We start from the raw sequence: 14,480 nt of genomic DNA, 5'->3' as shown, positions 1-14,480 counted from the left end.
GGGGTGCTCTATTCCCTTTGGCCCGGCGACCAAAAACCTAAATTTAGTCGCCCTTAAGGAACCTAAGTTATTCTTCCTCCTCCAGTTCATCCAGATCGCCATCGGGTACTATTTTGGCCCACTCCTCCTCCCCTTCCTCTAGGCTAGGGAGTTCCCCTTCCAGTTCATCCAAATCCAGTTCTTCCTCTGCTTCCTCCTCTTTATCCTCGAAGGTTTCCTCCGCCTCTCCTTTCGGCCTCACAGCCCGAAGGGTCTTCTCCTCAGGGTGAAGCTCTAAACCTAGATCTTTACCTGCCTCTGTAATATCCTCATCTTCATCTTTTATCTCTATCTCCTGATTTTCTTCGGAAAGTACCTTCACGTCTAACCCTAGGCTCTGAAGCTCTTTGATGAGTACCTTAAAGGATTCCGGTACCCCTGGCTCAGGGACATTTTCTCCTTTTACAATGGCTTCATAGGTTTTAACCCGTCCTACTACATCATCGGATTTTACTGTAAGGATTTCCTGGAGGGTGTAGGCCGCACCATAAGCCTCCAGGGCCCAAACTTCCATCTCTCCAAAACGCTGGCCACCGAATTGGGCTTTTCCACCCAAGGGCTGCTGAGTAACTAAGGAGTAAGGCCCTGTAGAGCGAGCATGGATCTTATCATCCACGAGGTGAGCAAGCTTAAGCATGTACATATACCCCACAGTAATGGGGCGATCGAAAGGTTCACCGGTCCGGCCATCATAAAGGATAGTTTTACCGTCTTCGGGCAACCCGGCCCGCCGTAGAGCTTCCTTGATCTCTTCTTCATCAGCACCGTCAAAGACTGGACAAGCTATATGGATCCCTAAAGTCTTGGCTGCCCAACCCAGGTGGGTTTCCAGGATCTGGCCTAAGTTCATGCGGGAAGGTACACCCAAGGGATTAAGCACTATATCCACCGGCGTACCATCAGGCAAGAAGGGCATGTCTTCCTCGGGCAAGATACGGGAGATTACACCCTTGTTACCGTGGCGGCCGGCCATTTTGTCCCCTACAGAGATCTTACGTTTCTGGGCTACATATACCCGCACTAGTTTATTTACCCCAGGCGCGAGTTCATCCCCGTTCTCCCGGGAAAATACCTTAACATCCACTACCTTCCCAGATTCGCCATGGGGAACCCGCAGGGAAGTATCCCGTACCTCCCGGGCCTTCTCACCAAAGATGGCCCTGAGCAGCCTCTCTTCAGCAGTTAGCTCCGTCTCTCCTTTAGGAGTCACCTTGCCTACTAGAATATCCCCGGGTCGCACCTCTGCTCCGATACGGATGATCCCCCGCTCATCTAGATCCTTTAGTACATCCTCGCCCACGTTGGGGATATCCCGGGTTATTTCTTCGGGCCCCAGTTTGGTATCCCGGGCCTCGCATTCATATTCCTCTATATGAATGGAAGTAAAAATATCCTCCTTGACCAAGCGCTCGCTTATGAGGATGGCATCCTCGTAATTATAACCTTCCCAGCTCATAAAAGCTACTAAGACATTACGACCCAAAGCCAGTTCTCCCTGGTCGGTAGAGGGGCCATCAGCGATAACCTCCCCCGCTTCCACCCTCTGGCCCTTGCGGACAATGGGCTTCTGATTAATACACGTCCCCTGGTTAGAACGGACAAATTTCTGAAGCTTATATACGTCGGTGGTCCCATCGTCCTTACGTATAACAATTTCCTGGGAAGTAACCCGTTCCACAACACCGGGATTCCTAGCCAGCACAACTACACCAGAATCCCGCGCTGCTCGCCATTCCATACCAGTACCCACTAGGGGGGCTTCCGTGCGTATCAAGGGTACAGCCTGGCGCTGCATGTTGGCCCCCATGAGGGCCCGGTTAGCATCGTCGTGCTCCAGGAAGGGGATAAGGGAGGCGGCCACGCTGACCATCTGCTTAGGTGAAACATCCATGAGGTCCACCCGCTCAGCCGGTACCACTACAATCTCACCCCGGTACCGGGCAGTCACCCTAGGCACCAAGAAACGTCCTTCTTCATCCACCGGCGTATTAGCTTGGGCGATAACGTACTGGTCCTCTTCGTCAGCGGCTAGATATACCACCTCATCAGTGACCACACCCCGCTCCTTATCTACCTTACGATAAGGGGTCTCAATAAAACCAAATTCGTTCACCCGGGCATAGGTGCTCAAAGAACCGATAAGCCCGATGTTAGGACCTTCCGGGGTTTCGATAGGGCACATCCGGCCGTAGTGGGAGGTATGCACATCGCGCACCTCAAAACCTGCCCGCTCCCGGCTTAAACCCCCAGGACCTAAGGCAGAAAGCCGGCGCTTATGGGTAAGCTCTGACAGGGGGTTGGTCTGATCCATAAACTGGGATAGCTGGCTAGACCCGAAAAATTCCTTTACAGCCGCTACTACCGGCTGTATATTTATTAATACCTGGGGAGTGATAGCCTCTACGTCCTGGATAGTCATACGCTCCCGTACTACGCGCTCCATACGGGCAAGCCCAATGCGAAATTGATTCTGCAACAATTCCCCTACAGAGCGAACCCGGCGGTTACCTAGATGGTCTATATCATCAGGTTTCACCTGGCCGTCCATCAGGCGAAGTAGGTATTTAATAATATGCACTATGTCCTCTTTAGTGAGGCAGCGGATGTATTCCTGGCGGCCGTTAACTTCTTGCGTGAGCACGCCATGATTAAGCTTTTTATGAAGTTTGTAGCGTCCTACCTGGCCTAGATCATACCGCTTAGGATCAAAAAAGAGGGATTCTAGGAGGTTCCGGGCGCTCTCTACAGTAGGTGGTTCACCGGGGCGTAAGCGCTTATAAATCTCTACCAGAGCTTCTTCTTCGGAATCTGTAGTATCCTTTTCCAGAGTGGTTTGGATACGGACATCGTAATCGAAAAGCTCTAAAATCCTAGCCTTAGTGTTATATCCCAGGGCCTTAAGAAGAACAGTAACAGGTATCTTGCGGGTACGGTCTACACGGACGTAAATGCTCCCTGTATTATCCGTCTCTAGCTCTAACCAGGCCCCGCGGTTAGGAATAAGGGTGGCGGTGTACATTTTGGCTCCTGAAGGGTCTACGGCTTCTGAATAATAAACTCCAGGAGAACGCACAAGCTGGCTGACAATAACTCTTTCGGCCCCATTGATGACGAAGGTACCTTTAGGTGTCATCAGGGGCAGATCCCCCATAAAAACCTCCTGTTCCTTGACCTCCCCCGTCTCCTTGTTGATGAGGCGCACTTTAACCCGGAGAGGGGCTGCATAGGTCATATCCCGCTCTTTACATTCTTCTACTGTGTACTTGGGCTCGCCGAGGGAATGCTCCCCGAATTCGAGGATTAAATTACCTGTAAAATCCTGAATGGGGGAAATCTCCTGGAAAGTCTCCCGTATCCCTTCTTCAATAAACCACTGGTAAGACCTGCGTTGGATCTCTATCAGGTTAGGCAGATCTAAAACTTCTTTAATGTTAGCATAGCTCCACCGTTCTCTCTTGCCAACTTTGATGGGAAAAGGCATAGCCCGGTCCCCCTCAAAAGAAACTACAAAAGCAAGGTATCAAGACCTCGCTTCTTTTAAAGGCCACCTTACTTAACTAATTATTGCCCTATGAGGAAAAATTTAATCCTAACAGGACCCTAAAATAATGGCATTTTAAAATGCTAGCATAAGGTTAAAAACCTGTCAAGACCTATATACAAAGCTGGGACCTCTCCCTTTTCCTAAGATCGGTCCCAGCTTTTAAAAATCTATTTCCTAAAAAATTAAAGCCTACTTTATCTCTACTGTAGCCCCTGCTTCTTCAAGCTTAGCTTTAATACGCTCAGCTTCTTCCTTACTGACCTTCTCTTTCACCGGTTTGGGAGCCCCGTCTACTAAATCTTTGGCCTCTTTAAGACCAAGCCCTGTTAGCTCACGTACTACTTTGATAACGTTAATCTTTTTGTCCCCAGCGGATTTAAGGATTACATCAAATTCAGTCTGCTCCTCAACCGGTGCCTCGGCAACTTGCGGAGCAGCACCCGGTGCTACCGGCATAGCTACTGGAGCAGCGGCAGTTACACCGAATTCCTCCTCCAAAGCTTTAACTAACTCGGCAAGCTCTAGAACCGTCATCCCTTTGACGGCTTCGATTATCTCTGCTACCTTGCTCATAGAAAACTCCTCCTTAAGAATTAAAGTTAATTTGGCTAGTAAATCTTTAAGGGGAAGGTCCAAGTAAACTTAAGTATTAGCCGCGGCCTCCCGCTGCTTACGGATAGCCTCCAAGGCATAAACTAGCTTCCGGATAGGTCCAGATAGCACACCAACCAACCCATACAAGGGGGCTTGTAAGGAGCCCACCACTTTACCCAGAAGCTCTTCCCGGGGTGGAAGCTCAGCCAAGGCTTTAATCTGGTCCAGGCCGATAACTTTACCCTGTAGCACTCCAGCTTTAAGCTTTAAGTGTTCATTTGTTTTAGCCATATTGGAAAGTATTTTAGCTGGAGCTACTGGATCCTGGGAACTAAAGGCTATGGCCGTAGGGCCTTCCAGATAGGGCTCCAACTCAGTAAGCCCTAATTCCCGGGAAGCAATACGTGTTAGGGTGTTTTTTACTACTTTAAATTCCACTCCAGCGGCCCGAAGCTGCCGCCGCAATCCGGTCATCTCAGCTACATTGAGACCGCGATAGTCCACTAGAATGGAAACTATGGACTGCCCTAACTTATTTTTGATTTCTTGTACCACCAGGGCTTTGGCTTCCCGCTGTTTACTCAAGGCCTCACCTCCTTTATCCTTATAAAATAGAAAGCCCCTGCCACGACAGCAGGGGCACTCCTCCCTTAGTGTTTTTAAGGGCTACTACCAACCTCGGCAGGCCTGTTTAAGCTCCCTTAGGGAGCACCTGCTGTCTACGGTTGCTTGCTTGTAATGATTATAGGCTACGTTATAAAGCTACTGGCGGCCCAGGGCTTTAACCGGGTTCACCTTAATACCTGGACCCATGGTGCAGGACAAGCTTATGCTCTTTATATACTGGCCCTTAGCAGCAGGCGGCTTAGCCTTTACCACGGCCTCTACCAGGGCCCGGAAATTTTCCCGCAACTTTTCCTCGTCAAAGCTTACCTTTCCGATGGGAGCGTGGATAATACCCGCCTTATCCACCCGGAATTCAATTTTACCGGCCTTGACTTCTTTAACCGCCCGGGCTACATCCATGGTCACTGTACCAGCCTTGGGGTTGGGCATCAAGCCCCTAGGGCCTAAAATCCTGCCCAGTTTACCCACCACTCCCATCATATCCGGCGTGGCTATAGCCACATCAAAGTCCAGCCAGCCATCTTGGATCTTCTCCACCAATTCTTCGGCTCCTACTATATCGGCTCCTGCTTCCTCGGCCTCCTTGGCCTTATCGCCTTTAGCAAAAACCAAAACCCGCCTCGTTTTACCGGTACCATGGGGCAACACTACGCTACCTCGTACCTGCTGGTCAGCATGGCGCGGGTCAACCCCTAAGCGTAGCGCTACCTCTACAGTCTCATCGAACTTGGCCGTGGCTGTCTTTTTAACCAGGCTTATGGCTTCCGCGGGCTCATATAAGCGCCCACGATCCACCAATTTCTTGGCTTCTAGGTATTTCTTCCCGTGCTTAGGCATAGAATCTCCTCCTTGTGGTACTAGCGGATATACTCCTCCCACCCTAAAACGCAGGGCTGTCCCTGCCGCAACCCTTTACTTTTAGAGTCATCCTTCTACCTCTATACCCATGCTGCGGGCCGTACCCTCGATCATACGCATGGCCGCTTCAATATCGTTAGCATTAAGATCCTTCATCTTGAGCTCAGCTATCTCCCGGATAGTAGCCCGGGATACCTTACCCACCTTTTTGCGGTTAGGTTCCCCGGAAGCCGTTTCAATCCCCAGGGCCTTCTTTAAAAGGACAGACGCCGGCGGGGTTTTAGTAACGAAGGTAAAGGAGCGGTCCTCATAGATAGTAATTTCCACAGGAATTATCAATCCCGCCTGGGAAGCTGTCCGCTCGTTAAACTCCTTTACAAAGGCCATTATATTAACCCCGTGCTGGCCGAGGGCTGGACCAACGGGGGGAGCCGGGGTGGCCTTACCGGCCGGAACCTGCAGTTTAACCACCGCCATAACCTTCTTGGCCATAAATTACACCTCCTTTATCCGAAGCCCTTCCCCTACCTGTCTCTCTTTAAATCCTTTTAATCCAGTTTCTCTATCTGGGTAAACTCTAACTCTATAGGTGTCTCCCGGCCGAACATGGAGACCAGAACTTTAAGCTTCCCTTTTTCGGGATAGACCTCTTCTACCGTACCAATAAAATTCTCAAAAGGCCCACTAGTAACCCTAACATTCTCCCCCACGCTTACATCTATACGCGGCCGCGGTGTCTCCAGGCCTGTACGTTCAAGGATCTGCTTTACCTCTTCCTCCCGTAAAGGGATGGGCTTGTTACCAGCGCCTACAAAACCCGTAACCCCTGGGGTGTTCCGGACTACGTACCAAGAAGCATCCGTCAATATCATTTCCACTAATATATACCCCGGGTAGATACGGCGTTTAACGATCTTCCGCTTCCCGTCCTTTACCTGGATTTCATCTTCCATAGGGACTACGATACGGAAGATCTTGTCGCCCATGTTCATGGATTCTATACGCTTTTCCAAATTAGCTTTAACTTTGTTTTCGTAACCGGAATAGGTGTGGATAACGTACCAGGCCTTTTCCATAAAATTATCCCTCTATAAAATAAGTTTAAACACGAAGCTGTAAATGGAATCTATAATCCAAAGTAAAATGCCTACTAGAAAAACAGTCAAAAGAACAACTCCTGTGTAGACTACAAGCTCGCGCCGGGTAGGCCAGTGGACCCTCTTAAGCTCCGCCCAGGAACCCCTAAAAAACTTAACTAACCTTTCTCCCGGCCTGGCCTTCTCGCTGGCCGGCTTGGCCACTGACTTGGTAGCCATGGTCCTCACACCTTACTTAACTTGCCTTATTTAGTCTCTTTATGCACTGTATGCCTGCCGCAATAGGGACAATATTTCCTTAGTTCCAGCCGGTCCGGATCGTTGCGTTTATTCTTGGTTGTGGTATAGTTACGGCGCTTACACTCGGTACATTCTAGGGTTATTCCAACCCGCAACATGGCCACCTCCACATTTTGGCCTGTAGCATACCTAACCTAATTTAGCATAAAAGCTATACCCTGTCAACAAACCTCATAAACTCGCGCCGCGCTTTAAAGCCTGTTCATTTAGGGGAATAAGATGGCGGTGTCGCTCAGGCAGAGCCTTCTGTAAAGCCAGAAGCAGGGTGTCAAACCTTACAACCCCAGTTACTTTAACAAAGGCCCCCAGCATAACCATATTAGCCACCTTTAAATTCCCGAGTTCGCCAGCAATGGTAGTGGCTGGGACCTGTACGACTTTTACATCTTGACGCTTTGCCTCGCGATCAATAAGAGAAGTATTAATAAATAAGAACCCCCCTGGCCTTAAAAGGGGTTCAAATTTATCTAAGGAGGGCCTATTCATAGCAATAACGGCTGTAGGCTCTGCTACTACTGGAGAGCCAATCTCTTCTTCAGAAATGACCACCGTGCAATTGGCTGTGCCTCCTCGCATTTCAGGACCATAAGAGGGTAGCCAGGACACTTTCTTTTTTTCTAGCATACTGGCATAGGCTAGCAAACTCCCCATAGCCATTATCCCCTGGCCTCCAAAACCAGCTATAATTATCTCCTGGCCCAATTTCTTTCACCCCTTAAAAGCTTTTAACCCTTAAATTCTCCCAGCGGGTAGTAAGGTACCATATGTTCTTCTACCCATTTTAATGCCTCTTTCGGTGTCATCCCCCAGTTGGTAGGGCAACTCGATAAAATCTCAACTAAGGAAAATCCTTTCCCTTCTAATTGGGTCTTAAAGGCCTTAAGCAAGGCTTTCCTCGCTTTAGCTATCTCTCCTGGATCATGGAGGGAAACGCGCGCAACGTAAGCTGCCCCAGGAAAAGCTGCTAAGATTTCCGCAACCTTTAAAGGATACCCGGCATAGCTTACATCCCTGCCCGAAGGCGAAGTGGTGGTCTTCTGGCCTGGTAAGGTAGTTGGCGCCATTTGCCCCCCTGTCATGCCATAAATAGCGTTATTTATAAATACTACCGTGATTTTTTCTCCTCTGGCCGCGGCATGAATGATCTCTGCCGTCCCAATGGCTGCCAGATCCCCATCACCCTGGTAGGTAAAAACTATCCGGTCGGGTAAGACCCTTTTAATCCCTGTAGCCACCGCCGGAGCCCGGCCATGGGCTGCCTGTTGGAAATCACAGTTAAAATAGTTATAGGCTAAAACCGAGCAGCCTACAGAAGCTACCCCGATCACCCGCTCTAATATCCCTAACTCATCGATAACTTCTGCTACCAGGCGGTGAGCTATACCGTGGGTACAGCCCGGGCAATAATGCATCTTCTCTTCTGTCATGGCCTGCGGCCGGCTAAAGACCTTCTTCATTTTACCTCTACCTCTCTCCTTGGCTAACTTTCTTAATCTCTTCTAAGACTTCCCGCGGATTGGGGACCACACCTCCCGTCCGCCCATAAAAGTAAACCGGAGCCTTCCCGTCCACAGCCAGCCTAACATCCTCCACCATCTGGCCCGCGCTCATTTCAATGCATAGGAAAGCCTTAGCGCCCCTCTCCAGTATCTCCTTAAAAGCTTTCGCAGGAAAAGGCCACAGGGTTATCGGCCGTAGCAGGCCAACTCTGATGCCTTCTGCGCGCGCATTTTTTATGGCTGTCCGGGCTATACGGGAGGTAGTGCCATAAGCTACAATAATTATCTCGGCATCTTCGCAGTTAAGCTCCTCGTACCGCACTTCCCTTTCTTTTAACCAGACATATTTTTCCTGCAAGCGCAAGTTATGCTTTTCCAGCTCAGCGGGATCTAAATAAAGGGTAGTAATAATATTCCGCGCACGCCCCTTTGCTCCTGTAGTGGCCCAACTCTTAGAAGTAGCTGGAATTTTTCTGGGGAGCCTTAAATTTACAGCTTCCATCATCTGGCCTAGCATCCCATCCCCTAATACCATCACGGGAACCCGGTAATTATCAGCTATATCGAAAGCCTCTATAGTGAGATCTATCATCTCCTGGATAGTAGCCGGGGCCAGCACCACCAGGTGGTAATCCCCGTGGCCGCCTCCTTTAACTGCCTGGAAATAATCCGCTTGGGAAGGCTGGATTCCCCCCAGCCCCGGCCCTCCGCGCATCATATTTATCACCACACAAGGAAGTTCCGCGGCCGCAAGGTAAGAAAGACCTTCTTGCATAAGGCTTATACCCGGACTGGACGAAGAGGTCATAACGCGGCCGCCCGCCCCGGCCGCACCATAAACCATGTTGATAGCGGCCAGCTCGCTCTCAGCCTGTAAAAATACCCCCCCGACCTCGGGCATCCTTTTGGCCATATACTCGCTTATCTCGTTCTGGGGAGTAATGGGATAGCCAAAATAATACCGGCAACCTGCCAGGATGGCAGCTTCAGCTACAGCCTCGTTCCCTTTCATTAGCACCATCTCAGTCATAAAAGGTTCCCCCTTACCGGTAGACTTCGATAGCTACATCTGGACACATCCTGGCGCATAAGGCGCAGCCTGTGCATTGGGATGCGTCTTGTACAGTAGCCGGGTGAAATCCCTTGGTATTAATCCTAGAAGCCATAGAAATTAACCCTTTAGGGCAAGCCTCCTGGCACAGGCCGCATCCTTTGCACCTCTCCTCATCAAATATCACCCTCTGCATTTATATCCTCCTCCCAAGGTAGAAGCAAATAACGCCGCAAAACTAAAACAGGCGCTTGAAAATCCTTTTGCCAGCTGCTTCTCTGTAACTCTTCCCGCAAAAACTCTGGGATACACACAAAAGCAAGCTTAATCCCCAACTCCCGGGAGGCTTGTAACACAGTTTCATAACCCCTTTTGATATCTGCCAGGGTAGTCCTGTTTCCTAGATGGGTATTGCTCACCAGGCCCGTAGTCTTGATACGGCTTACCCGCTCTATATTTTGGAGAACTGCTTTAATGCTGGGGATATCTCTTGTCTGGGGGCGGTTGATATTTATTACTAAAAAAGCTTCATAACCCTGGCTGGGCAACAATTTAGACAAGTAACCCAAAGGCCGAGCTCCTATAGCATCTCCCCCAACATCAAAGATCAATTGGTGGTAAGGATTATATAAAGCTTCTAGAACCTCGGGCGAAAAAACCGGTAGATCAGAATTACATACTCCATTAGAGGGTTTTATAACCTGCAACCCCTTGGTTTCTAAAAAACGGTAAACATCTCTAACCCGGAAATAAGGGGTTACCAGATCAAAGTCTACCAGGGCAACCCTTCTCCCTTTTTTAGCTCCCTCCAAAGCATAGTTAATGGCTATTTCCGTCTTGCCGCTGCCATAAGCGCCCCAAAATATAACAATTCGCTTCATGTTTCACCCCCAACTCTTAAGCCACCATTAACCCCAGGGCCAGGGAGTAAGTTTTTGTCTCGTGGGCATCTGACCTGGACATTAAAACAATGGGTGCTTTAGCCCCCATTACTACCCCTGCTGCCTTGGCCCGGGCAAAATGGATTAAGGCTTTAAGAAGGACATTACCCACTTCGATATAAGGTACTACTAGGATATCAGCCTTGCCCGCCACCGGGCTATTTACTTTTTTATGCTTAGCAGCTTCAGGAGAAATAGCTAGATCTAGGGCCAGGGGGCCATCTACAATAGCCCCTTTGATTTGCCCTCGCTCAGCCATTTTGGCTAAATTGGCCGCTTCTACTGTAGCCGGCATCTCAGGATTCACTACTTCAATAGCTGTCAAAACTGCCACCTTAGGCTCCTTTACCCCTAAAGCCTGGGCTACTTCAATGGCATTTTGGATGATCTCTGCTTTCCTAGCTAGATCAGGGGCTATATTTATCCCGCTATCAGTTATGAAAATAAAGCGGTCAATCCCCTCTACTTGTAAAACAGCTACATGACTCAAAGCCCGGCCAGTCCGCAACCCCCTATCTTTATCCAGCACAGCTTTCATAAGTTTAGCCGTGTCTATTAACCCCTTCATGAGCATATCTCCTTCGCCTAACCGGACCAGCTCCACAGCCCGGCTGGCGATTACCTCAGGGTCGGTCTCATGAATGACTTGCTTCTCTTTAAGCTCAAGTCCCCACTTTTGGGCTTCTTGATAGATAAGAGAAGAATCGCCTACCAGGATACCCTCCACCAGCCCTAATTCCTGGGCGCTTTTAAGGGCCTGTATTACCTCCCCATCGTGGGCAGCAGCCACCACTACCTTTTTAGGCCCCTTATCTTGGGCCGCCTTAATTAGTTCCTCAAAACTCCGCAAAACCTCTATCCCCCTTTCAATACTCTAAAGCTTTTTCTTCCCCCATTAGTACCCGCAAGGCCCCTTCCGCCAAAGCCTTCATCTCGTCTTCCCCGGGATAGATAAGTACTGGCGCGATAAACTCAACGCGCTCCTTTATCCAACTTGTCAGCCTAGAAGAATAAGCCAGCCCGCCGGTGAACACTATAGCCCTGACTTCCCCTTTTAGGACCGCAGCCATGCTACCTAGCTCTTTAGCCACTTGGTAGGCCATGGCCTCATATATAAGCCTGGCCTTTTCATCTCCCTGCTCAATTCTTTTTTCTACTTCGGTGGCATCTTGCGTGCCAAGGTAGGCCACCAGACCTCCTTGACCCACAAGTTTCTTATATACCTCTGCCCAAGTGTAACGCCCCGAAAAACATAGCCGCGCAAGCTCCAGGGTAGGTAATCCCCCCGCCCTTTCTGGCGAAAACGGTCCTTCTGCCAAAGCGTTGTTAACATCAATCACTTTTCCTCTTTTCAAGGCGCATACGGAAATACCGCCACCCATATGGGCTACAAGAAGGTTAATATTTTCTAGGCGTTCTCCTAATTCACGGCAAACTCTCCTGGCCACCGCTTTTACATTCAAAGCATGAAACAGGCTACGCCGCTCAATTTCCGGGCAACCCGAAACCCTGGCTAGAGGATCCAGCTCATCCACGCAGGGCGGGTCTACAACATAAGCTAAAACCCCGGCTTCGCTAGCAATCTCAGCCGCCAGTAAGGCCCCCAAGTTAGAGGCATGCTCTCCATAAGAACCCTCGCGCAAGTCTTTAAGCATCTTTTCGTTAACCCGGTAGGTACCGCTCGGTAAGGGGCGAAGCAAACCTCCCCGGCCAACCACAGCGGAAAGGCGGGTAAGAGGAATATCCTTATCCTTTAAGAAATTCATTATCTTGTCCCGGCGGAAAGGTAATTGCTCAATAATCCTCGGGAACTGGGCTAGTTCATCCATTTTATGGCGTATCGTTTCCGTAAAAAGAGGCTCTATATTCTGGTAAAAAGCAATCTTAGTGGAAGTGGAACCGGGATTTATGGTTAGGATATAATAGTGTCTCACTGTTTCCTTACCGCCCCCATTTTTAGAGAAAGAATATATTTTCTTTATTGCTTGTTATGCATATTTCATGCCAAAGCGATTTCCCAGGAAAATAGCTTTTTCTAACCATCTATTTGTGCAAAAACTTGCAGATAAAACTAAAAGGCTACCTTGCAAGATCTTGCAAGGCAGCCTTTTAATGCTTATTTTTTTTAATGCTTATATTTTATGCCATACTGCTCTAGCTTATAATACAGCGTCCTGATGGGTATCCCTAACTGGCGGGCCGCCCTGGTCTTATTGCCTCCAGTTTGCCGCAAAGCATTTAGTATAATCTCCTTTTCTTTCTCCCGTACCAGGGCGGGTAAATTACTATTTTCTAAAGCGGGTAGGCTTTCCATTCTATCTGGCTGGTGGGGGGAGGCTAGAGGAACCCCTTTTTCTAAAGGCGGGAGGTGCTCTAGCGTTATAACGGTATCCGCATAATGCATGTTTATCATAGCCCGGGCGATAACGTTTTCTAGTTCCCGTACATTTCCTGGCCAGGAATACTTAAGCAATACATCTAAAACTTCGGGCGAGATCTCCTTTACATTACGGCCATATTCATGATTATATTTATCCACAAAAAATCGGGCCAGACGAGGAATATCTTCTTTCCGCTGCCGCAAAGGTGGGATAAAAATAGGGAAAACGCTCAGGCGCCAGTACAGGTCCTCGCGAAACCGCTTTTCTTCCACAGCCTTTTCTAAATTAGAATTAGTCGCGGCTATGACGCGCACATCAATCGCAACAGGCTTATTATCTCCTACCCGTATGATTTCTTTTTCCTGGAGTACCCGGAGGAGCTTGCTCTGCATAGCTATACTCATCTCAGCGATCTCATCTAAAAAGATGGTACCGCCACTAGCCTCTTCTAAGAGCCCGCGTTTCCCGCCTTTTTTGGCCCCTGTAAAAGCCCCTTCTACATACCCGAAAAGCTCGCTTTCAAATAGGTTATCCGGTATGGCTGCACAGTTGACCCGGATAAAAGGCCCTTCTTTTCGCGCGCTAGCGTTATGGATAGCATGGGCAAAAAGCTCTTTACCTGTACCGCTTTCCCCGCGTAATAAAATTGTAGCCGAGGTCCCCGCCGCTTTTTTAGCCTGAGCTACTGCTAGCTGCATAAGAGGGCTATCACCTATTATATCTTCAAAAGAATATTTAGCATGGAGATATCTTAGCTGGCGTTTCACCTTATCCAGTTCCCGGGTTAACCGGCGGATCTCAGAGACATCATGGATAACCCCCACACTGCCTTTAAGCTGTCCAGCCACCAGGATAGGCGCTACATTTACCAGCACCTCTTTCTTATGCGGGCCAACTTTCATCGGAATACCATATACGGGCTGCCGCGTCTTTACTACTTTAAGGTGCATGCTCTCCCCTTCGGCAATATCTACTGTGGCCGGCTTCCCAATAACCTCCTCCGGTTTTAACCCTGTAAGGGCAGTATAAGCCCGGTTTACCAGCACAACATTACCTTGGGCATCAGAGACAGAGATGGCGTCTTGGGTGCAATCTATTATAGCCTCTAGCAAGCTTTCCCTCTCTTTTAGGCGGGCGACTTCTTCTTCCAGAGTTTTAATTCCTGTAATATCCTGTAATATCTCTACAGCTCCTATAATTTCCCCAGCGGCATCCTGTAAGGGGAAACACTCGAGCAGCAAGATCCTATCTCTAACTTTTTCTTCCTTTACCACCCGCTCTCCCGTTTTAAGAACAGCCAGTAACGGGTTGCCCGGAAGAACTTTATCTATGGGTTGCCCCAGGACCTGGCTTGCTCTTACACCTGCTAAGCGCTGGGCAGCCTCGTTAAATACTATGATTTTACCCTCTAGATTAATGGCCATAACCCCTGAGCTATACTTACTACCCATTATTCCCTCACCCCATCCAAGAAAACTTTAGGCCACCCTTTACTAAAAAGCTGCCTGCAAAATAACGCAGGCAGCTTTAATTTTTAAGATACCTCCTT

16 protein-coding genes and 1 other annotated feature are annotated in these 14,480 nt (G+C 49.0%); all 16 genes read right to left on the bottom strand.

Annotated features, from left to right (window positions below; all coding sequences use genetic code 11):
- Positions 1-67: 67 nt before the first annotated feature.
- The 16 genes from rpoB to B9A14_RS00185 all read right to left on the bottom strand — a co-directional run bounded on the left by rpoB (position 68) and on the right by B9A14_RS00185 (position 14,382).
- Entirely contained in the window at positions 68-3,520 is a 3,453-nt protein-coding gene (gene rpoB, locus B9A14_RS00255) for a DNA-directed RNA polymerase subunit beta (protein WP_084662966.1), read from the bottom strand.
- A gap of 252 nt (positions 3,521-3,772) precedes the next feature.
- A complete protein-coding gene (gene rplL, locus B9A14_RS00250) occupies positions 3,773-4,156 on the bottom strand; it encodes a 50S ribosomal protein L7/L12 (RefSeq protein ID WP_084666969.1) in 384 nt (127 codons plus the stop codon).
- 69 nt (positions 4,157-4,225) lie between these two features.
- Entirely contained in the window at positions 4,226-4,762 is a 537-nt protein-coding gene (gene rplJ / locus B9A14_RS00245) for a 50S ribosomal protein L10 (RefSeq protein WP_084662965.1), read from the bottom strand.
- An 18-nt stretch (positions 4,763-4,780) separates the two neighbouring features.
- Positions 4,781-4,920, bottom strand: a sequence feature (ribosomal protein L10 leader region).
- Between the two features lie 19 nt (positions 4,921-4,939).
- Complete coding sequence (gene rplA / locus B9A14_RS00240; protein ID WP_084662964.1) at positions 4,940-5,641, bottom strand: 50S ribosomal protein L1; 702 nt, start codon at positions 5,639-5,641, stop codon at positions 4,940-4,942.
- 87 nt (positions 5,642-5,728) lie between these two features.
- Complete coding sequence (gene rplK / locus B9A14_RS00235) at positions 5,729-6,154, bottom strand: 50S ribosomal protein L11 (protein ID WP_084662963.1); 426 nt, start codon at positions 6,152-6,154, stop codon at positions 5,729-5,731.
- 56 nt (positions 6,155-6,210) lie between these two features.
- On the bottom strand, positions 6,211-6,738 hold the full coding sequence (nusG, locus tag B9A14_RS00230; RefSeq protein WP_084662962.1) for a transcription termination/antitermination protein NusG: 528 nt from the start codon (positions 6,736-6,738) through the stop codon (positions 6,211-6,213).
- A 12-nt stretch (positions 6,739-6,750) separates the two neighbouring features.
- Positions 6,751-6,978, bottom strand: a complete 228-nt coding sequence (gene secE, locus B9A14_RS00225) for a preprotein translocase subunit SecE (protein ID WP_084662961.1) — start codon at positions 6,976-6,978, stop codon at positions 6,751-6,753.
- A 26-nt stretch (positions 6,979-7,004) separates the two neighbouring features.
- Entirely contained in the window at positions 7,005-7,154 is a 150-nt protein-coding gene (rpmG, locus tag B9A14_RS00220; protein ID WP_084666968.1) for a 50S ribosomal protein L33, read from the bottom strand.
- Positions 7,155-7,230: 76 nt separating this feature from the next.
- Positions 7,231-7,761 (bottom strand): 2-oxoacid:ferredoxin oxidoreductase subunit gamma family protein, encoded by a 531-nt coding sequence (locus B9A14_RS00215; RefSeq protein WP_084662960.1) that lies wholly within the window; start codon positions 7,759-7,761, stop codon positions 7,231-7,233.
- A gap of 23 nt (positions 7,762-7,784) precedes the next feature.
- The gene (locus B9A14_RS00210) at positions 7,785-8,516 is read right to left on the bottom strand and encodes a thiamine pyrophosphate-dependent enzyme (protein WP_084662959.1); all 732 of its coding nucleotides are present in this window, start codon (positions 8,514-8,516) and stop codon (positions 7,785-7,787) included.
- Positions 8,517-8,523: 7 nt separating this feature from the next.
- Entirely contained in the window at positions 8,524-9,588 is a 1,065-nt protein-coding gene (locus B9A14_RS00205) for a 3-methyl-2-oxobutanoate dehydrogenase subunit VorB (RefSeq protein ID WP_084662958.1), read from the bottom strand.
- A gap of 13 nt (positions 9,589-9,601) precedes the next feature.
- A complete protein-coding gene (locus tag B9A14_RS00200; RefSeq protein WP_084662957.1) occupies positions 9,602-9,805 on the bottom strand; it encodes a 4Fe-4S dicluster domain-containing protein in 204 nt (67 codons plus the stop codon).
- Positions 9,786-10,490: a hypothetical protein gene (locus B9A14_RS16855; RefSeq protein WP_157109714.1), complete on the bottom strand. Its 705-nt coding sequence runs from the start codon at positions 10,488-10,490 to the stop codon at positions 9,786-9,788. The genes B9A14_RS00200 and B9A14_RS16855 overlap by 20 nt, the downstream gene beginning before the upstream one ends.
- 16 nt (positions 10,491-10,506) lie before the next feature.
- On the bottom strand, positions 10,507-11,400 hold the full coding sequence (locus tag B9A14_RS00195; RefSeq protein ID WP_197686538.1) for a phosphate butyryltransferase: 894 nt from the start codon (positions 11,398-11,400) through the stop codon (positions 10,507-10,509).
- A 16-nt stretch (positions 11,401-11,416) separates the two neighbouring features.
- Positions 11,417-12,484, bottom strand: coding sequence for a butyrate kinase (gene buk / locus B9A14_RS00190; RefSeq protein ID WP_084662955.1), 1,068 nt, complete (start codon positions 12,482-12,484; stop codon positions 11,417-11,419).
- A gap of 191 nt (positions 12,485-12,675) precedes the next feature.
- Entirely contained in the window at positions 12,676-14,382 is a 1,707-nt protein-coding gene (locus B9A14_RS00185) for a sigma-54 interaction domain-containing protein (protein WP_084662954.1), read from the bottom strand.
- Positions 14,383-14,480: the final 98 nt, after the last annotated feature.

Origin of the sequence: Thermanaeromonas toyohensis ToBE (assembly GCF_900176005.1) — a bacterium.
Lineage (GTDB): Bacteria > Bacillota > DSM-521 > Neomoorellales > Neomoorellaceae > Thermanaeromonas > Thermanaeromonas toyohensis.
This window is presented reverse-complemented; position numbering and strand designations above follow the sequence as displayed.